Source organism: Serratia sp. SA088, from assembly GCF_049065515.1.
GTDB classification, from domain to species: domain Bacteria; phylum Pseudomonadota; class Gammaproteobacteria; order Enterobacterales; family Enterobacteriaceae; genus Serratia; species Serratia nematodiphila.
On sequence record NZ_JBAKGW010000002.1, the window covers coordinates 407,005 to 423,806 of the forward strand.

The 16,802-nt window shown below is 58.4% G+C and carries 25 protein-coding genes; all 25 read right to left on the minus strand.

The features are described 5' to 3' along the window. Positions 1-2: 2 nt before the first annotated feature. The 25 genes from ACOWVD_RS06890 to ACOWVD_RS07010 all read right to left on the minus strand — a co-directional run bounded on the left by ACOWVD_RS06890 (position 3) and on the right by ACOWVD_RS07010 (position 16,597). Positions 3-308, minus strand: coding sequence for a phage baseplate plug family protein (locus ACOWVD_RS06890; protein ID WP_060424617.1), 306 nt, complete (start codon positions 306-308; stop codon positions 3-5). Continuing rightward, a complete protein-coding gene (locus tag ACOWVD_RS06895; RefSeq protein ID WP_421105527.1) occupies positions 305-910 on the minus strand; it encodes a phage baseplate protein in 606 nt (201 codons plus the stop codon). Before ACOWVD_RS06895 ends, ACOWVD_RS06890 begins: the two co-directional genes overlap by 4 nt. Beyond that, entirely contained in the window at positions 910-2,916 is a 2,007-nt protein-coding gene (locus ACOWVD_RS06900; RefSeq protein ID WP_421105528.1) for a transglycosylase SLT domain-containing protein, read from the minus strand. The genes ACOWVD_RS06895 and ACOWVD_RS06900 overlap by 1 nt, the downstream gene beginning before the upstream one ends. After that, positions 2,913-3,038, minus strand: a complete 126-nt coding sequence (locus ACOWVD_RS06905) for a DUF6889 family protein (RefSeq protein ID WP_015377522.1) — start codon at positions 3,036-3,038, stop codon at positions 2,913-2,915. The genes ACOWVD_RS06900 and ACOWVD_RS06905 overlap by 4 nt, the downstream gene beginning before the upstream one ends. A 56-nt stretch (positions 3,039-3,094) precedes the next feature. Further along, a complete protein-coding gene (locus ACOWVD_RS06910; protein WP_015377521.1) occupies positions 3,095-3,523 on the minus strand; it encodes a phage tail assembly chaperone in 429 nt (142 codons plus the stop codon). Positions 3,524-3,533: 10 nt separating this feature from the next. After that, positions 3,534-3,974 carry a phage structural protein gene (locus tag ACOWVD_RS06915; protein ID WP_421105529.1) on the minus strand — a complete coding sequence of 147 codons (441 nt, stop codon included), beginning with the start codon at positions 3,972-3,974 and terminating at the stop codon, positions 3,534-3,536. Between the two features lie 11 nt (positions 3,975-3,985). Next, positions 3,986-5,467, minus strand: coding sequence for a DUF3383 domain-containing protein (locus tag ACOWVD_RS06920; protein WP_421105530.1), 1,482 nt, complete (start codon positions 5,465-5,467; stop codon positions 3,986-3,988). A gap of 3 nt (positions 5,468-5,470) precedes the next feature. Next, complete coding sequence (locus ACOWVD_RS06925; protein WP_421105531.1) at positions 5,471-6,019, minus strand: phage neck terminator protein; 549 nt, start codon at positions 6,017-6,019, stop codon at positions 5,471-5,473. Beyond that, entirely contained in the window at positions 6,009-6,398 is a 390-nt protein-coding gene (locus ACOWVD_RS06930; RefSeq protein WP_421105532.1) for a head-tail adaptor, read from the minus strand. The genes ACOWVD_RS06925 and ACOWVD_RS06930 overlap by 11 nt, the downstream gene beginning before the upstream one ends. Further along, positions 6,385-6,948: a hypothetical protein gene (locus tag ACOWVD_RS06935; protein ID WP_421105533.1), complete on the minus strand. Its 564-nt coding sequence runs from the start codon at positions 6,946-6,948 to the stop codon at positions 6,385-6,387. Before ACOWVD_RS06935 ends, ACOWVD_RS06930 begins: the two co-directional genes overlap by 14 nt. Then, complete coding sequence (locus ACOWVD_RS06940) at positions 6,945-7,349, minus strand: DUF4054 domain-containing protein (RefSeq protein ID WP_060424636.1); 405 nt, start codon at positions 7,347-7,349, stop codon at positions 6,945-6,947. The genes ACOWVD_RS06935 and ACOWVD_RS06940 overlap by 4 nt, the downstream gene beginning before the upstream one ends. Beyond that, entirely contained in the window at positions 7,336-7,728 is a 393-nt protein-coding gene (locus ACOWVD_RS06945; RefSeq protein ID WP_421105534.1) for an STY1053 family phage-associated protein, read from the minus strand. The genes ACOWVD_RS06940 and ACOWVD_RS06945 overlap by 14 nt, the downstream gene beginning before the upstream one ends. A 34-nt stretch (positions 7,729-7,762) precedes the next feature. Beyond that, positions 7,763-8,707, minus strand: coding sequence for a DUF2184 domain-containing protein (locus tag ACOWVD_RS06950; RefSeq protein ID WP_421105535.1), 945 nt, complete (start codon positions 8,705-8,707; stop codon positions 7,763-7,765). Positions 8,708-8,721: 14 nt separating this feature from the next. After that, positions 8,722-9,213: a structural cement protein Gp24 gene (locus ACOWVD_RS06955; RefSeq protein ID WP_060559259.1), complete on the minus strand. Its 492-nt coding sequence runs from the start codon at positions 9,211-9,213 to the stop codon at positions 8,722-8,724. 11 nt (positions 9,214-9,224) lie between these two features. Then, a complete protein-coding gene (locus ACOWVD_RS06960; protein WP_421105536.1) occupies positions 9,225-10,445 on the minus strand; it encodes a DUF2213 domain-containing protein in 1,221 nt (406 codons plus the stop codon). A 3-nt stretch (positions 10,446-10,448) separates the two neighbouring features. After that, on the minus strand, positions 10,449-11,102 hold the full coding sequence (locus ACOWVD_RS06965; RefSeq protein ID WP_079007612.1) for a phage minor head protein: 654 nt from the start codon (positions 11,100-11,102) through the stop codon (positions 10,449-10,451). Further along, positions 11,059-12,522 carry a DUF1073 domain-containing protein gene (locus ACOWVD_RS06970; protein ID WP_421105537.1) on the minus strand — a complete coding sequence of 488 codons (1,464 nt, stop codon included), beginning with the start codon at positions 12,520-12,522 and terminating at the stop codon, positions 11,059-11,061. The genes ACOWVD_RS06965 and ACOWVD_RS06970 overlap by 44 nt, the downstream gene beginning before the upstream one ends. Continuing rightward, positions 12,519-13,694 (minus strand): PBSX family phage terminase large subunit, encoded by a 1,176-nt coding sequence (locus tag ACOWVD_RS06975; RefSeq protein WP_421105583.1) that lies wholly within the window; start codon positions 13,692-13,694, stop codon positions 12,519-12,521. The genes ACOWVD_RS06970 and ACOWVD_RS06975 overlap by 4 nt, the downstream gene beginning before the upstream one ends. A gap of 71 nt (positions 13,695-13,765) precedes the next feature. Further along, the gene (locus tag ACOWVD_RS06980; RefSeq protein ID WP_060437631.1) at positions 13,766-14,497 is read right to left on the minus strand and encodes a terminase small subunit; all 732 of its coding nucleotides are present in this window, start codon (positions 14,495-14,497) and stop codon (positions 13,766-13,768) included. A 145-nt stretch (positions 14,498-14,642) separates the two neighbouring features. Further along, the gene (locus ACOWVD_RS06985; RefSeq protein ID WP_060443303.1) at positions 14,643-14,843 is read right to left on the minus strand and encodes a hypothetical protein; all 201 of its coding nucleotides are present in this window, start codon (positions 14,841-14,843) and stop codon (positions 14,643-14,645) included. Positions 14,844-15,104: 261 nt separating this feature from the next. Further along, positions 15,105-15,335 (minus strand): hypothetical protein, encoded by a 231-nt coding sequence (locus ACOWVD_RS06990; RefSeq protein WP_351131681.1) that lies wholly within the window; start codon positions 15,333-15,335, stop codon positions 15,105-15,107. After that, positions 15,322-15,606: an Rz1-like lysis system protein LysC gene (gene lysC, locus ACOWVD_RS06995; RefSeq protein WP_421105538.1), complete on the minus strand. Its 285-nt coding sequence runs from the start codon at positions 15,604-15,606 to the stop codon at positions 15,322-15,324. Before lysC ends, ACOWVD_RS06990 begins: the two co-directional genes overlap by 14 nt. Then, on the minus strand, positions 15,491-15,877 hold the full coding sequence (locus ACOWVD_RS07000; RefSeq protein ID WP_421105539.1) for a DUF2570 family protein: 387 nt from the start codon (positions 15,875-15,877) through the stop codon (positions 15,491-15,493). Before ACOWVD_RS07000 ends, lysC begins: the two co-directional genes overlap by 116 nt. Further along, on the minus strand, positions 15,874-16,365 hold the full coding sequence (locus tag ACOWVD_RS07005; RefSeq protein ID WP_421105540.1) for a lysozyme: 492 nt from the start codon (positions 16,363-16,365) through the stop codon (positions 15,874-15,876). Before ACOWVD_RS07005 ends, ACOWVD_RS07000 begins: the two co-directional genes overlap by 4 nt. A gap of 4 nt (positions 16,366-16,369) precedes the next feature. Next, the gene (locus ACOWVD_RS07010; protein ID WP_060424656.1) at positions 16,370-16,597 is read right to left on the minus strand and encodes an HP1 family phage holin; all 228 of its coding nucleotides are present in this window, start codon (positions 16,595-16,597) and stop codon (positions 16,370-16,372) included. Positions 16,598-16,802: the final 205 nt, after the last annotated feature.

A 16,802-nucleotide genomic window follows, 5' to 3' on the forward strand; every position in this document is an offset into this window, starting at 1 on the left:
CCCTACTCCTGCACAAAATAAAGATGGCTGCCGATCCCGAGGTTGGTTTTCGTCGGTAGCTCTGGTTCGTTGTTGTCGACCATGACGATCAGCGCACCGGTAAACCCCAGGTGCGCATGCTGCGCCAGCAGGTTGGCGCCAGGCACCAGCGGCACACTATTCACCAGCGCGCCGCCGGCGCTGTCCATGAGGTCGAGCAACCAGCCAGCCTCATCGCGCCAGGTCAGCCGCATAGTCATCTGCTGGCCGCCCAGAGCGATCCCGAATTGCTGATTGTCCGGCGTCAGCGGAATTTCCTGAATGTTCACCCGAAACCTCCCAGCACTCCCAGCGCGCCGCGCTGCGCCTGGGAGAGCAAACTTTCGTTGACCGGCTTGGCCGATTTAGTGCCAGAGTTCTGCACCGCCGACGTGCTGACGCCGTCGGCCATGTTGGCTTTGTCCGCAACCGAAACGCTCTGCGTGCGGGAAATGATGACGTTGCGCAGCGTCAGGACACACATCAGCACGTTTTCGCTGGTGCGATCGGTCGTGACATCCAGTGAGCGGATCAGCATGTTCTGGTACTGCCGCTTGCCGGTGGTGACGTCGAACGGCAAGCGGCTTTCCTGCAGCGCGAGCAACTGCTTATAAACTTCCCGCGGGCCGCTGCTGAGCGTCCGGCCGCTGTTGATGTCGATAAACTGGGTTGTGTCGACGCCATCCAGCAGCGAGCCGCCGCCGGCGAAACCCAGCTCCATCGCCACCTCCGGCGGCCGCTTGTAGGCGTGGTCGCTGACCGGTGCGCCGTCTTCGATCGGATGCTCGGTGATCTCCAGCGTGTCGCTGTGTTTTTCCGAGATTGCCACGCTCGGGATGATGCCGCCGATCTTCCGGGTCTGCTGCGAAAACAGGACGGAGAGAATATCCATTATTGCGGCCTCGCATAGAGTTGCTGGGTCAGGCGGGAGTTCACGCCAGTTTGACGATCGGCGACTTCCATCCCTGCGCGCGTGGGATCGTTAACGCCGTGGATATTGATCACCGTCTGCTGATTCAGGCTATTCCCGCCGGCGCCTGGCATGTTGCTGAGCACTCTCGGTATGTAGTTGCGCGTCTCCGCCGGCATCAGCCCCATGCCGTGCTTCTGAACGTTGCCGATCCCCCAGTTATAGGACGCCAGCGTTTTTTCCAGATCGCCGCCATTCATGCGCAGCAGCATACCCAGATAGCGAGCAGCGGCCGCCGCTGATTTGGACGGGTCGAAAACGTCATCGCCACGTAGCCCCATGTCCCGGGCGGTGCCAGGCATGAACTGGAACAAGCCTTTCGCGCCGGCACCGGAAACAGCAAACTGATTGCCGCCAGATTCGGTTAGCGCAACGCTGCGCAGCAGGCCCGCCGGCAGGTTGTACATTGCCTCGAGCTGCGTCAGTTTGGGCTGCAGCCAGCCCAACAGCGCCGCCCCTGCTTTTGTCGCCTGCGGCCGGCGCACCGACTGGCCATATTGCGTAGATTCACCGCGGCGCCACGGAAGCAGTTTTCGTCCCCATTCGTCGACCGTGTCACTGCCCGGGAGCTGGTTCAGGAAATTGGCGACGGGGTTGTCGGTCAGCCAGGAATATTTCCCCTCGAGCGGTTTAACGACAGCCTCTTCGACCGCAAGCAAGCCGCCGATCACGCCGACTTTGCCCAGGCCGCCCATCGCTTTTGACAGGCCACCGACGCTTTTAGTCACGGAGCCGATCGCGCTGACCATTTTCGCAGCCCAGGTAACAGCCACGAAACCGGCCAGAATCTCCAGCGCAGTTTTCCAGCCGCCGACGGCGTCTTTCAGTTCGAGCAGCTTGTCGCGCAGCCAGATCATCGCGTTCTTGGCCTGGGTGATAGCCGGCTCCCACTTCGCCCAATCGATGAGGCTTTTGCCGCCCTCTTTCCAGGTGCGGTAATCGTCCCACAGCAGGCCGATACCTACGATAAGCGCAGTGATCATCCCAATCGGCGACATCAGGAAAGCGCTATTCAACAGCCGCCAGGCAACCAGCAGCGCGCCGAAAATCCCGATCAGTTTGCGCGATTCGGTATCGAGGCTTTTCCACCAGGTGATCACCTGATCAATAGCCTGATAGCCACGGTAAAGCATCCGCCCGAAAACCTCGGCTAACCAGAGAACGCCTCGAACGGTTTTGGTGATGAATCCCTCTATCTTCGGGAAATTGTCCATGATGCGCCGGCGCAGCGTATCCAGTGAGCCACTCAGGCCGCCGGCCAAATCTGAGCCGATTTTGTCTTTTGCCATGCCAAGCAACGCGGTCAGGCTGCGCATGGAGGTCATGAATTTATTGGACTGCTGCGCCGCGCGGTCGGCGTTCAGGCCGGTGGCTTTCAGCATGCTCTGGTAATCAGCAGTAAAACCGTTAATGCCGCGGCGCATGGCGAGGAGCGTGTTTTCGTCGATCCCCAGCATCTGCGCATACTGATTCGCTCGGTAATACGGCATGCTGCGCAGCTTATCGCCGACACCGGTAAAAATGGCGGCGGCATCGCGCATCTGACCGTTCGCACCGCGCGTCTGCACGCCCAGGCGGTTCAGGAAACCTTCGGCGCCCGGGTTGTTACGGATGAATCTCGCGAGACTCTCCAGCGAGCCCTGTGCAGCGGCCGCGTCTGCGCCCATCTGCGAGGCGGCATATCCCAACGCGCGAATGCCCGCCACTGAGGCGCCGGTGCGCTGCGATGCAAAATAGACTTTATCCAGGCCATTGGCGATCTGCGTGGTAAAACCGACGATTGTCAGCGCAGCCCCTTCTACTGCCGCCCCCATTTTGAGCACGTTCGCCGTGACGCCGGCGACAACAGCAGAGAATTTTCGCTCGCCGGTGGAGTCGATTTCGAAGCCCAGAGAAATCAAAAAATCCTTGATGGTTTCAGCGTTCATTGATCCTCTCTCCACCTGGCGATCCGGGCTTCGTTATCCGCTTTCATGTCCAGGTAATCATTCATCAGCGCGACGTCGAACAAATCGAGGCGCCCATCCTTGAGCGCCTCAAAGCTGCACATGCCGGCATCCACCGGGCGTAACAGGTAATCCTCGCCGCCCGGCAGGACGTCCAGCGTCAGGCCGGCGGCTGGTCTTTCGTCTCGCTGTCGGGGAGTGCGGGCAAAAAATTTCCCAACGAGTCCCCGACCACGCGCGCAACGATCTGCAGCATGTCCATCATGTCGATGTCATCGAACATCAGTTGACCGCTGGTAAAGATCGACGTGTAGACGGTGCCATTCTGGCGTGACACCACAGCTAGGCAGGGATGAATAATCGCGTTGCTGTCATCGTCGCTGATGTCTGCCAGCGTTTGGGCGATCACCGGTAGCGCCACTTTGAGCGCATCCTCAATCGACACCTGTCCGGTTTTCAGCTGGCGCAACACCTTAATTTCCCCCAGCAGGCCGGACAGCAGCGGCAGCAGCTTCCGGGAAACTTTCAACTGCTCGAAAACATTCAGTTTGGCCGCGCGGTATTTTTGGCCCTTAATTTCAAATTCCATGCATTACCCCTTAAAACGTGCCGAGCAGCTGGTCGATCTTGATGCAGTCGAACACCCAGGCGACGGTGTTACCGTCTTTGGCGTTCTGCCAATCCGGCAATTTCTTGAACGCGACGCCGCGCGCCGTGGTCACGTCGTTGCTGGATTTGTTGCGGATCACGATGACGTTGTTGCCCCAGGTCGCAGATGACAGCGACTGCGCGTTATACATCACCGACAACTTGGCGTTCGTCGGGCTGGTTTTGAGTAGGTTGACGGTGATCGTGCCCGATTTATCGGCGTGCAGGCTGTGCATCCCCTCGCCATCGGCGCCGGTCACCATCGTGTTTTTGTCGCCGCCCATTGCAACGACGATCCCCTCGTCGGAAGTCGCAGCACCGTTACCGAGGTCAATCGAACCGCTCACGCCGGTGATATTGGCTGACACATCCAAAAAGCTATAAGTAGGCATTCCCCGGCTCCTTAGCGGTTAACGTTGATGATGACGTCGCCGAAGTGCACGGCGCCGGCCAGTTTGATCGCCACCTGCATCACCGGGGCTTTGCGGGCTTCACGTTCCGCTTGTGCCTGCTGTGCAATCGGCGGGGAGTAGACGTAATACCCCTTTGTCAGCGTGTCGCCGGTATTCAGCGCGCCGAAACCGTCGCCCCCCCACACGCCAGGCGCAATCAGACCGTTTTCAGCGCCCTGTGCCAGCGAAGCTTCGACGTTGGTCAGCAGATCGGTAATACCCTCATCGGTCTGAGGAACCTTTGTCGAGCTGGTATAGAGGCGGTTGTAGTAGTTGGTCTGAACGTAGTTCTGTAGCCAGTCCAGGCCGTGGCGCTCGTCGAAGAAATCAGCGTTACACATCACCCCCTCTTGCAGGATTGCCGTGTCGTTGTCGTAGTTGACGAACACGTTGCAGTTTTTCGCCTGCAGGGTCAGCGCCTGGGTTTGCGTCAGCGTTTCCGCGACGATCCCCGGCTCTTGCTTAAATTTGATGGTGATCGTGGTGCGCCAGCCGGCGAAATTGACCGTAAAGGCACGGCCCAGAATCGACACCGCGGCGTAAGGGCTCTGGCTGGAATACTGCACGCAGGTTGTACCGAACGCCGCGGCTTTCAGCCGGCTGGCAATGTCGGTGTTGTTGTCCGCACCGAGCACGGCGGTATTTTGCGTGGTGTGGGCGTAAATGCGGGAAACATCATCGGATTGGATCAGGCCGGCAACTGCGAGCACATCATCATCAGAAATCGTTTCGGCGATATACAGGCCATACCATTTCGACGACAGATCGATAAATTTCGCGACGCATTCAGTGATGGTTTCCGCCGGCTGCCGGGCGATAGTTTTTGCGCCAGTGCCCTCAAGAATGCCCATCAGGATGGAGATGTCAGTGCCCGTGGCGTTTGGTGTCGCATAGCCAACGGCGGACGTCTCACCGGTGGTTTTCGACGTCACCACAAAGCGCGCGTTGTTCGCATCCCAGACGACAGTCGCCGTGGTCAACTTTTCCGCCACACGAGCGGCGACGCCGTTCAGATTGGTTTCTGCCGACAGGTCCACGCCGGAAACCGTTTTAACCGTGCCGTCGACGCTGATTTTCATCGCGCCATCGGTCACGGTTGTGAAATTGGTCATCGCCTGCTGCGCAGTGGTCAGGATTGCCCCGCGCAGCGCGGCGGCGGTGTCTTCTTTCACCCAGCGGCCAACGTACAGATCAATCGGCTGCGGACGCTGCCAGTAATACACCTGAGCGGCCAGCGCCTCCCGTGCCTGGGTGCCGAAATCAGACTGCACGCCAGCAATGCCGGAATAAGCGCGCATCCGTTCACTGGCATCGATCACCGGTGAAGCGCCGATAATCAGCAACGAACCAAAGTTTCGAGCCTGCGCCGCGCGCAAGGCCATATTAATCGAGACGCCGACGACGTTTCGAACAGGTAACCCCTGCTGTGCCATAAATTATTCTCCGAAGAATTTTACCGTTGCCTCTGCGATCGGCTTGATGCCGTACTCGCGGACAACCTTGCGGCGCAGGCGGACGGTAATGTCATACCGGCGCACCCACTGGTTGTTGATGAGTTCAGGGAAAGGGATGATGTCGCCAATGCTGCCGAGCGACAGTCCGACGGCGATCAGTTGATCGTTGTTTTGTGACAGGGTCAGACCATCACGAAAAATTGACGCTATGTGCTGGCTATGCGGGCCATAGAACGACGCCAGGCACTCGGTCACCTCGTGGCGCCATAACTCCGCGCTGTCGTCGTTCTGCCGCGTAAACGCTGGATTATCATCACCGATAAAGCCGGAGATCCCCACGGCGCACCAGTCCACATCAGGCGGCATCAATGGTGGCTGTGTCGATGTCCAGCGTGGTCGCACGTTGCCCGGCGGCAGCCCGGTTATACCGAGCACCCAACGATTTAGCGCACGCTCGAGCGCCTCATCGTAATCAGGACCGGGTGAAATTGGCGTCAGGTAACCTGCCTGCGTGCTGGTGTTATTGCTCAACGGGGATCCCTCCATCGAACGGCAACAGCTCACAATGCGCCTGAACGAATCCCGCGCCGTAGGCTGTGTAATGGTCGACAAAGGTCACACGGTAATCACGGTTCTGATAGGTCACGATGTCCGCATCACGCGCCGTCTGCCCGGCGGTGAGCCGCTCAGTGGTCACAATCAGGATTGCACCGGTGACCACCTGCCCCGCGATCATGCGCCGCGCTTCGAGCGACCGATCGACGGTAACCACTCCGGCAAACGGCATTTTTACCGGGGCGTTGATGGCGAAGCCGTCATCGTCGACGGTCTGCTGGTTGCGGGTGACAATCAGGGAGGTGTCGCAAAAATCGGGATCGAAAAGCACGTCTGTAACGTCAAGAGTTGGCATTTTTATCCCTCACGATGTAGGTCATCGCGCGCCGGTATTGCCCTTCATCGATCAGGGGGCGAGCGTTGGCATTGTCCGGCGCGTTGCCGGCAGCCCGGCTCTGCAATTCTTTAGCCGCACCTTTGCGCCCGCGGCGCGCCCGGGCTTTTAGCGTTGCTGGCGACAGCGGCGTAAAATCGGCGCTGGTCATGTAGCTTTTAACCGCCTGGCTCGCGATCGTGCCGGCCGACTCCAGCGCCGCAGTAGCAGCGCCGGCGCGACCATCAAACACCGCTTGCGCCGCGGCCTTCATTTTCGCGGTGGTTTCGGCATGCACCGATTTCACTCCGGGCTGAAGATGCGGGCGCGCCGGGATGTTCTGCGCCGGCGATCCGTATTCGTTGATGTAGCCGATCTGTGCGTTGCCTATCCCGGGCTTTTCGCCATCCTCCGGCTGTCGTTCTGATGCCGATTCAGGGATCCCGACCAAGACGTCGCGGCGCGCGATTTCATTCAACGCAGAAAAAACGGCCTGCGACCGATCGGCCCGTACCTTCAACCCGCTTTTCATAGCTGCCGCCCTCCCATCCCAAACATCTGGATCAACTGCCAGAATTCGGCGCCATAGCGGGTGTTGTTCCAGAAGCCCGCATCCGGGTTCATCGTGGCGCTGCTGTCATAGCTCACGCTGACTTTGTCGACCGATTTCGACGACACAACGCCGCTATTCGCCCCGCCACCACCACCGATCGCCGCCGCCCGGTTATCCGCCGCCTGGAGCGCCATGTAATGCGCGACAAAAAGCTCGGCCAGGTACGGGAATACCTCGCCGAAATTGTTTTCATCGAGCAGTTGATCAGCCAGATTTAAGCGGAATTGAATTTGAGCGTTGGGAAAGGTGACGGCGTTGCCGAACTGCGGGAAATCTTCGCGGAATTTATCGACGGTCGGCAGATGGTTATTTTTTGCCACCTTTCGCGCCCTCAGTCAGCGCCGCCGCCAGCTGCTTCTGCAGGTCGGCGATCGTGTCATCGCATTTGCCGATAGTGGCGACGTGCTCGGCGATGAGCTGATCGCGTTCGTCACGTTCCGTCGTCAGGTCGGCTACTTTGCTTTTTTCTTCCGCCAGTTGCTTCTGCAGGTCGGCGATCTCCGCCAGTACCTCCGCCGGCGCGCCGGCACTGTCACTTTTGCCGCCGTCGATAACTTCCGCATGCTCCAGGGTGAACCAGTTCTCGGCTACCTCTGGCGCCACCGAGTGCAGGCCAGCGGAGAATTTTTCCACCTCATAATTCGGGTGCGTGAAAGTGAACGGAGTATGAACGCGGATTTTTACCAGTGATTGCTTCATGTGCTTTTCCTATAAGCCCCTTGCGGGGCTGTATTTAGATACCGTCGACGTATGCCAGGGTTTCGCGATATGGAGACTCCACCGCGCCCAGACGGCCGTAGTAGGTGGTGAGCTGGTACAGCCCGCGATACTGGATCGGGACGTTCTGCAGCGGAACCATTGGGAAACGCACGAACTTTTTGCTGTTGGTGTAGGCCACCATGCGATCCTTGCCGCCCGCACCGGCGCCTTTCAGCCATTTCACCGCGCGAATGTTCAGCGGAACGCCGTTCTGGTGGTAGGCGATGGTGTTGTTCTGCAGGTAGGTCAGCAGCGACTGGTTGCCGGCGGACGAAACGATGATGCTCGACAGCAGCGCGAATTGCTCAGGCGGTAGCAACAGATCACGCGGAACGATCGTATAGCCAGAGTTGGCCCAGGCGGCCGACAGTACGGAGTTGATCGATTGACGAATTTCGTCAGCGGTTGAGACCGTCCAGACTTTCGGGGCATTGGTAGTCAATACGCCGTTGTAGTTCACCAGGCCTTTTACGCCGATCAGCGAATCGCCGCGGTAAACCTGTTCGTCGGTGTCCATGTTCCACTTCAACTGCATGCCTTCGAATTTCTGGGCATCAACCGGGCGGCCGACCTGCTGCGCGGCAGCCAGCTCAACAACAGTCCAGCCAAGTTCCATCCCCCACAGGGTCAGCGGGAAACCGGTTTTGTTGATGTCGAGGTTAACGGTCGCGATCTCGGTAGAGTTCTTGCCGATCCAGTTTTTGCCGTTCGGGTTTGGCGTGCCGGAGGCCGCAAGCTCGGTGTTGGTAAAGCTGGAAATGTCGTCAGCGATCGACACGTCCTCGCGCAGCTCAATATCACGGCTCCACGTATAGCCCACCAGCGGCATATTCAGTTCTTGGTCGAGCCGTTCCAGCTCGCCGATCAGAAATGCGCCGGTGCTGTCTACGGTCGCCTGGTCATAGGTATGAAGTGACATAATCAGCGATTTCCTTAAATGTTGTATTCGATTTCGACGTTGCCAGCGGCATCACCGGGGCCGGTGAAAAATGCGGTCGGCAGAACGACGGTTTCATCAGCCACGGCTGCGGCCACTGGCGCGCCAAGCGGGCTCGTCGCGCTCGGGTTGGCGATGCGGATATTCACCGGCGCGCGCGGTGCGATGCCGGACGCGTCAACGCCGACATTCACGGTCATGTAGCCGCGGCGCAGGCGGTCGCCGGTGAGGTTTTTATCGGTGCCCACTTGGCGGACCAGATCAGGCGTCGAGGTGGTTGGGTACGGGCGAATGTAGAAGCCTAGGATCACGCCGACGGCGTCGCCGGCTTCCAGCGGCACGAAATAGCCGCCTACGTCTTTACCCGCCAGGCCGTAAGCGCCGAACGCTTTGGCGTTATTCAGCGCGACAGGCTCTGCAGTGAGGTGATGAGGGCGTGAAACAGCCCCGGCGATGCCCGCAGGCATCCGGTACGTGTAAGCAGTCATCGGCTTTTACCTTATTTTTTCCAGTATTCGGCGAAGGCTTTATTCAGCGCTGCCGGTGAGTTGCGGTTTTGATGGTCGAAGGTGCGCAGTTGGGCTGCGGGCTGGTTGGCGCGTTTGGCGATTTCACTGGCCGCAGTAAATGCGGCATCCAGCGACGCTTTCGGCATGGATTTAAAATCTGGCTTGTCGCCGACCAACGGGACAAGGATCTGTGCGCCTTTTTGCGTGCGGAATGCAGCATCAAGCACTTCGCGTTTAAAGGTCGCCAGCTTTCCACCCTCAGGCAGTTTGATCCCCGGAACCAGCAATTCACCCCTGGCGATCACCGCCTGCTGATAGCCGGCGTCGGTGGTCGCCTTTTTCTTTTCCTCTTCGTCGTCGTCGCCGGGTTCGCCGTCGTTCGTGCCGCCGCCTTCCAATTTATCCAGGCGCGCGAGAATGGCTTGCGCCCAGGCTGGCACGTCCTCCTCACCATCTTTAGTGATACCCGGGCCGCCGCCCATCTCCGGATCCTTATCCGGGAGTGGGTATTGCGGGCTGATGTTGATGTTGATGGCCTTCGGCAAATCGCCCCCACCCTCGCCATCATCGGTGGTGAGTTCGGCCGGCGCATTACTCATGGCCTCTTCGATCGCCGCGTTGTCTTTGGTTTTCAGCGCGCGGCGCAGCGAATCAAACCACGTTTTTTTAGTTGCCATTGTTCTGCTATCTCCAATTGAACAGCGGATTCCCGCGCGGCCGGCAGGAACCAGCGCGACATGATTGCCGACAATGTCGTATTGCTCGGCTTTTCCCGGGGCCGTCTGCCGATATTCGGCGTCATACCCGCAGGAGATTTGATCCACGCCCTGATAAATCGCCTGGATGGCCTCGCTGCTTTTCACAACGAGATCCGCCAGCAATAAATCCGACTGTTCGCCGGTGCCGCGGCGGATATTGGTCGCGTGGCCGTGGGCGTTCTCCCGCCAGTTCGACGGGTTGACCATTTGCTCAGGGTGTAAAACGGTGAACGTCATCCCCTCGAATGAGGCGATCGTCTCCGGGCGGAAAACTTCTTCGGGTGAGCGATAAACGGAAATTTCGCCATCGCTGTCAGGTTCGATCTCGTCGAGCTCTGAGGCGTTGTAGACCTGCCAGCCAACCCGCGCGATCGGTACGGCTTCGCACAATAGGGAGCAGTCGGCTAACTCGTAACGGGTGTTACCGAGCCGGGTATTAAAGAAATATTTCATGGGTTATTTTTCCGGGATGACAACTTCGCAGTAACAGCGGCAGTTAGGCAGTGCACCGGCGTGGCCGGTCATGCCGTCAAGCGTCGGCGGGTCACCCCAGCGGACGAATTTGCCTTCCATTTTGGCGTGAGAGTGCCTGACGTCGCCGTCGTGTGCCGTTCGCCAGATGTAACCCTCGGAGCCAATAGCGGTCGCCCGGGCTTGCGTCAGCGCCTGCGTAGCGCGGCCTATTTCCGTCCTGGCGATCAGCTTCGCGCGTGACCAGGCAACATCGCCGCTTCGGAAAATTTCAGCGGCAAAATCTTTGCTGCGCTCGCCACTGATCATCGCCTCAATGGCTCGGGCGTGGATCCCGCTCACCCGGTCAGCAGCATGCAGCGGCAGCGATTTCATCAGCTTGATGTTTTCCTCAACGATATTGCGCGCCACCTGGCCAACTGAGGTGCTCTCCATCTGAAAACGCAGCCCGGCAGAAATTTCCTGCGAGATCTGGCGCCACTGTGTCGCCTCTCGGCGCGCGACGGCATCAAACATTTTCAGGGCAACGGATTCCGCCCAGGGGGCGATCAGTTCGGAGTAACGGGTCAGGCGGGTGTTGATGAGGATGACGGAATTATCTGAACCATCGTAAGAAGTCGAGACGATGTCCCCGACCACCTGCGCTATCTTTCGTAGCTGCGTTGCGTACTGGCGCTGTAGCCCCTTCGGCGTCTGGGTCGAGATCGTTGCCCTCGAACGCCGGCGGGTCGATGTCCTGCGCATTTTCGATGTCCTCGTCGGTGATGGTTGAACCCACGCCCGTGATCCGTGACGATTCCTTCAACTGCTGCGCGCCGGCTTTTAGCGTCATCAGCCCGGAGTCGACGGCTTTCGTCACCGCTTCAACCGTGTTCACGGCCACGCTTGCGCGATCGGGTTCACTCATCTGCCACAGCGGATTAAATTCGAAAGCGAAATCGTCGGGCAGTGGCCGGCTGAACAGCGACATGTGCAGCACCTGCATGACTTTATGCAGCGGGCGGCGCAGCCGGCGCTCCTGCTGTGTGCTGACGTTGTCGTAGTAGTTGGAGAGGTCGGTTTCACCGGTCGAGAATCCGGCCGGTGACTGGCCGAACAGGCGCACCAGTGGAATTCCTACCGCGCCGGCGACCTGCTGGCCGAACTGCGCCAGAACGTCGGACAGGCCGGCGAACGTGTAGCTGTGGGTCGCGAATTCGTCCTCCGCATCCATGACCGTCATCCCTTCGATGCTTTGGTACTGACGGATCATGTCCATGTGGGCCATTAACCCTTTGTAGGCCGCGGTGTTCTGCCCCATGCCAAGCACTGAGCGCAGACCTTTTATCGAATAGGTTCGCAGGTGCGCCTTGTAGACCAGCTGCGCGGCGCCTGTGGTGGCGCTATCGAATGCCATCAGACGATCGAAGATTCTCTCAACCACCGATTGCCCCCAATCGTTCTCGGTCAGCATCTGCTGGTAAGGCAACGTGACGCCATCGAAACGAATGATGCGGCTGTAGTGGATTTTCCACGGGGGGATCCCGGTTGCCGTCGTCACCACCTGATAAAATTTTGGCGTCCCGAAATCAGGCCCCATGTCGGTGACGCGCTCTTGCGTGGTCGGGGTAACCATCCAACGATCGAGAACCATCACGCCGCGGAACGCACCCGGGCCGACAGTTTCCACACGCAACGGCGAGCTCATGTCCTGCCCGTCGATCATGATGACGCCGATCGCGCCGCCATAGAGTCGGCCCCACTTAATCGTGTCGTTCAGGCGATCCCAGAGCGCCAATTCCTCCCAGGCGTTATCCAGCTTGGATTTATCTTCAGGCTTCAAACCGCCGGTGATCGTGATGCCCTTGCGGGTCATGTCATCAGCGACGGCATCCACGGCCACGCCCACCAGCCAGGAGCTGCGATAGGCGTTCTCGATCTGCAGGCGGTTGCGGCTGGTCCAGTTCGGCTGATATGTGCCGTCGCTGCTCATATTGGGCGTGCGAAGCCCCAGGCGCGCCGTGAAGTTCTGGTAACTGTCCCGGAACCACGCGCGCACCCCGTCTTTTTTTTGGCTCATGCGTCTTGTCTACCCAATTGCGCCCAGGTGCCGAGGCCGTCGGAGCTGGTGATATAACCGTCCAGCGAGTAGCGCACCGCATCCCAGCAGTGGTTGTGTTTGTCGAGGACGATCGGTAACACCTCACCCGTGAGGCGGTCTGTTTTGTAGGAATAAAGCCGGGCCTCGTCGATCATGTGCTTGCAGCGCTCATGGATGACGATTTCTTCGAAGCCGCGGAGGTAGGTGATCCCGTCCTCAACGCTGCCGGCCCATTTCGTGGCGCCGTCGATGTTGAAGCCTTGCCGCGCCATGTAGCTGATCGTTTCGGGGCGGCTGCAGTCGCCATGTATCGGCCACTTGCGAGCCTCGGGGATCGAATCGTAAAACTGCGGCATTTCGTCCAGCTCAACGCCGACGCCGTAGGCCTCGTATTCGATGTAGAGTTTTCGCCCAATGATGAAGCAGCGGATCAGCGTGGAAGGGTCCTGCGAGAAGCCGAAGTCGGCGCCATAGAAAAGCCGGTCGGCCTGCAGATAGAGATCGTCAGGAAATGCCTCGACGCGATATTTCCCGGAGAAAATAACCGCCTCGCTGAGCGCCTTCGGCAGCCCTAACCAGATATGCTCGTAAGCTTCATAGTCAACGCGTTTGCAATACTCCATTTCCTGCCGGAGCACGTCCGGGAAAAACGCGTTATCGGGATAATTGACCTGGCGAATGATGACGCCGCCGTCCGGTGGATCGACCTCGTGGCGCTTCATCAAGGTGTAGGTCGGGTCGGTGGCTTCCTGCGGGTTGTACGAAACCCAGACCTCGGAATTATTGGCACGCACCGTCGGGCCGAGAACGTCCCAGCTATCCTGCGAAACGGTCTGCGCTTCCTCCACCCAACAAATTTTGATGCCAAACATCGATTTTATGGATTGCAGGTTGGTGCGCAACCCTTTGAACGTGAAGCGGGTGCCGTTGCGCCCGGTGATCTCGTTATTTTTTACGGTGTAGAAATGGTTGAGGCCCAGGGCATAAATTTCGGCCTCCAGCAGCGCCAGCACGGAATCACTGATTGAGTTCTGGAATTCGCGGGCGCAGAGAATGATCATCGGATCGATAGCACCGAGGATAACCAGCGCGCGCGCAATCTCTACCGATTTACCACCACCGCGGCCGCCGTAGGTCCAGCGCCAGCGCACGGAGCCGATCGGGGCGTCGTACAGGACATCTGTCGCCCAGTCACTGCTGAATGCGTACAGAACGCCGTCAATTATGACTGGGCCGTCGGCTTTCCCTCGCGCAGCTTTTCCATGTGAGCAGCCCACACGTCCGCCGGACAGTTCGCCGGGGTCACGATGCAAACTTTGCCGTAGCTCAGGCCAGCCAGATCGACATTCACCTCAGTTTTATTCGTGCTCATGTCGATGCCGGTCAGCTGCGCGGCGTTCTTCACGTTCGGCGCAACCTGACCAAATTTTTTATTCTGCAGCGCCAGTTGCGCAGATTTATACGACAGCTCCGCCAGGTGGCCGGCGTTGAAGGAAACCAACAGCGCAGCGTTATTGCGCAGTTCCTGCACGCGGGCTTTTACGTCCGGCCTGCTCATCAGGATTGAGGCCTGCGATTCAGCATTTGTCGGCGCGTAGCCTGCGCAAATCGCGGCCTCTTTCTGCGGCATGCCTTGCGCAATGTTCTGCGCAAATTGTTCATGCTGTGGTTTTAAAAGGCTTGGGCTTTCTTTGCCCTTCCCCTCCTCATCACCGCCAGCAGCTGAAACGCCGGGCGTAACGGGCGCGGGATTTTCTGGAATTTGCGCATCTTGCGCACTGCGCATTTTTTTCTGCGCTTTTTTCTCTTTCCCTTGCGCAGGTATTTTTATATGCCGGCGTGCGGTGGCGTAGTTGTAGCCGTTAGCCTCACACCATTCTTTCGGGGAGATTTTGGTTTTGGCGTATTCGGCGAGGAACAGCTTTTGAATGGCTCCCCAATCCTGTTTTGCCATAACGTTCTCCGTGAATAAAAAAAGCCACGGGCAACCATGATCTGAGTGATCGGTGGGTGTCGCCTGTGGCTTTGCTTGCGCATTACGCAGCACCTGGATAGATGCTCTGTGATGGGCAATAAAAAACCGCCCGGAGGCGGTTTATTTATTTCTTTTCTATCGCGCTTTGAATTGCATCTGCAAGGTCACTGATTTCACTAGCGACAGCCTTCAAATCAGCTGCCACTTTTGATTGAGTTCCGGCTCCGACTGAACCCACAGAGGCTTTTGCGATCTCTAATGCAGCTTGAACCGCTAATACCCGTTCACGATCTTCAGCTGTCTTGATTGTGTAACCTTCTAACATAGCAATCTCCTTTTGGAATACCTACCACGGCGGCAAGTAACAATATGTAAATGGGGATCACTATGAAAATAACAAGGCATCGCTTAATACCGTCTCTCCGGCTGTCACACCGTTTCTTCTACCACGGCTGATGTTTCCGCTATGACCGTCCCCTAGCTCGCGGGGTATTAACCGTTTTTGATTTCTCCCGCCCGCTCGCCGTGAGGAGCCCGGGTCGTGGCTAAGGTAGGAGAACGGCGACGGTTCGGCGCTTTGGGTGCATTACTCTTTTTTGCGGCGCAGCAGCTGGCGCACGAAGATGATCACCAGCATCAGGCCGAATACCGTTCCCCAGTTAATCGGCACGATGGACACCCAGCCGGCGGACGATGCCAACAGATTCCACGCGGCCAGCATGCCCCAGGAGAACAACAGGCCCAGGCCGATCACAATGGCAATGGCGCCGCCGCCCACCAGCAGGACAGCCAGCACGTCAGTATCATTTTTTTTCACTCGTCTTCTCCAGTAAGCCGGCCCGCCAGGCATTCAGCGTGGCAATTCTGCCGGCACAAATTTTCAGTGAGGTTTGTAGTGCCAGCGCATAGCTGACGGCGTCGCCCCATGTGTCGCCGGCCATTTCTGGCTGCTCACATAGAGTGAATGCCGATTCAGGGGGAAAGAGGATTAACGGAGCCGGGGGTTGTGCCGTTGGCCGGGCGCAAGAGCTCAAGCACAGCGGCAGGCAAAGGCCGACCAGCGCAGGGATCGTTTTTAATCGCTTCACGGTATTTCCTTTGGGCGGCGTCGTGCTGCTGGCGCAGCTGCTGCTCACGTTGTTGCTGCACCGCCATCAGCGCGCGATTTTGCGCATCTTGCGTCTGCAGCGTGGCTATCAGCCCGGCCTGTTGTGCCAGCGTCTTCTGCTGTTCTGCAGCCTGTTGGCGTGCCAACTGCAACCGGTGCGACAACAGCGAGCTGTAACCGCCAAGGCAGATAGCCACCAGCAACAGAAGCACCAGACTCCCGCCGGCGATCTTGCTCATCCAGCCGTTCATGATTGGCCCCAGGTGCAGACGGTGTTTTCGACTTCACGCCGGGTGATCAGCCCTTTCCACTCTTTGCCGCCTGCATACCTCCAGCGCTTCAGTTCGCCGCACGCGCCGGCCGGGTCGCCGGCATTCAATTTTTTCAGCATCGTGGAGCCGATAAACGCATACGGGCCAACGTTGTACGAGAACGAGTAAATAGCGGCGCGCTGGGTTTCTGTGGTTTTCACCTTGATCGCAGGATCGACAATCCGTGCGACTTTCTGCAGGTCAGATTTCAACAGCGCATCGCATTCTGCGTCGCTGTATCGCTTGCCGAGGATAATATCGGCGCCGGTATGTCCATCGCAGACCGTCAGAACGCCGACAACGTCGCGATAGGCCACATACCGCCGCCCCTCTAACCCATCGTGGCCGCCGAGCATTGCAGTGGCGATCGCAATCGCCCCGCCGCCGGTTATGGCAGCGACGATTTTATTTCTCAAATGTGAGTTCATGGCTTCACTCGCTCATCGCTTTATAGGCTGCTTTTGCACGCTCTTTGTCATAACCGACGGCTGTGAGTTTGTTGACCAATTTGCGTTTGTAATACCAGTTCACCCCCGCCGTAAAAACGGCAACGAGGATCCCCACTAATACAGCCCAATCTTGCAATGTCATAGCGCCAGCTGCGGCCAACAGTGAAGCAACCCAGTACGAGAGCTGGGAGCTGTATTTGTCCATCTTCATACCTCCCCCTTCCGGGGATCTGTCCCGGTACCGGGTGATAGGAATGGTTTAGCCTCCCGCCGAAGTCACTCAAGGTCAGGATATGTTTGCGGTGTGGTTGACTGATTTAGCAAGGAGGCTAAAACGAAAAGCCCCAGCAATTAGGCTGATGCTTGGTAGGGTGTCGTGGCGGCCGGTGCTTATCTTCGGCTTGTCTCGGAGGACT

Excerpts from the sequence above, each read along its gene's own strand:
- ACOWVD_RS07000 (WP_421105539.1), bottom strand. The coding sequence starts at position 15,877 with ATGAACGGCTGGATGAGCAAGATCGCCGGCGGGAGTCTGGTGCTTCTG.
- ACOWVD_RS06970 (WP_421105537.1), bottom strand. The coding sequence starts at position 12,522 with ATGAGCCAAAAAAAAGACGGGGTGCGCGCGTGGTTCCGGGACAGTTAC.
- ACOWVD_RS06985 (WP_060443303.1), bottom strand. The coding sequence starts at position 14,843 with ATGTTAGAAGGTTACACAATCAAGACAGCTGAAGATCGTGAACGGGTA.
- ACOWVD_RS06935 (WP_421105533.1), bottom strand. The coding sequence starts at position 6,948 with ATGAAAAGCGGGTTGAAGGTACGGGCCGATCGGTCGCAGGCCGTTTTT.
- ACOWVD_RS07005 (WP_421105540.1), bottom strand. The coding sequence starts at position 16,365 with ATGAACTCACATTTGAGAAATAAAATCGTCGCTGCCATAACCGGCGGC.
- ACOWVD_RS06945 (WP_421105534.1), bottom strand. The coding sequence starts at position 7,728 with ATGAAGCAATCACTGGTAAAAATCCGCGTTCATACTCCGTTCACTTTC.
- ACOWVD_RS06920 (WP_421105530.1), bottom strand. The coding sequence starts at position 5,467 with ATGGCACAGCAGGGGTTACCTGTTCGAAACGTCGTCGGCGTCTCGATT.
- ACOWVD_RS07010 (WP_060424656.1), bottom strand. The coding sequence starts at position 16,597 with ATGAAGATGGACAAATACAGCTCCCAGCTCTCGTACTGGGTTGCTTCA.
- ACOWVD_RS06900 (WP_421105528.1), bottom strand. The coding sequence starts at position 2,916 with ATGAACGCTGAAACCATCAAGGATTTTTTGATTTCTCTGGGCTTCGAA.
- ACOWVD_RS06980 (WP_060437631.1), bottom strand. The coding sequence starts at position 14,497 with ATGGCAAAACAGGATTGGGGAGCCATTCAAAAGCTGTTCCTCGCCGAA.
- ACOWVD_RS06960 (WP_421105536.1), bottom strand. The coding sequence starts at position 10,445 with ATGAAATATTTCTTTAATACCCGGCTCGGTAACACCCGTTACGAGTTA.
- ACOWVD_RS06895 (WP_421105527.1), bottom strand. The coding sequence starts at position 910 with ATGGATATTCTCTCCGTCCTGTTTTCGCAGCAGACCCGGAAGATCGGC.
- ACOWVD_RS06905 (WP_015377522.1), bottom strand. The coding sequence starts at position 3,038 with ATGTGCAGCTTTGAGGCGCTCAAGGATGGGCGCCTCGATTTGTTCGAC.
- ACOWVD_RS06915 (WP_421105529.1), bottom strand. The coding sequence starts at position 3,974 with ATGCCTACTTATAGCTTTTTGGATGTGTCAGCCAATATCACCGGCGTG.
- ACOWVD_RS06950 (WP_421105535.1), bottom strand. The coding sequence starts at position 8,707 with ATGTCACTTCATACCTATGACCAGGCGACCGTAGACAGCACCGGCGCA.
- ACOWVD_RS06930 (WP_421105532.1), bottom strand. The coding sequence starts at position 6,398 with ATGCCAACTCTTGACGTTACAGACGTGCTTTTCGATCCCGATTTTTGC.
- ACOWVD_RS06955 (WP_060559259.1), bottom strand. The coding sequence starts at position 9,213 with ATGACTGCTTACACGTACCGGATGCCTGCGGGCATCGCCGGGGCTGTT.
- ACOWVD_RS06910 (WP_015377521.1), bottom strand. The coding sequence starts at position 3,523 with ATGGAATTTGAAATTAAGGGCCAAAAATACCGCGCGGCCAAACTGAAT.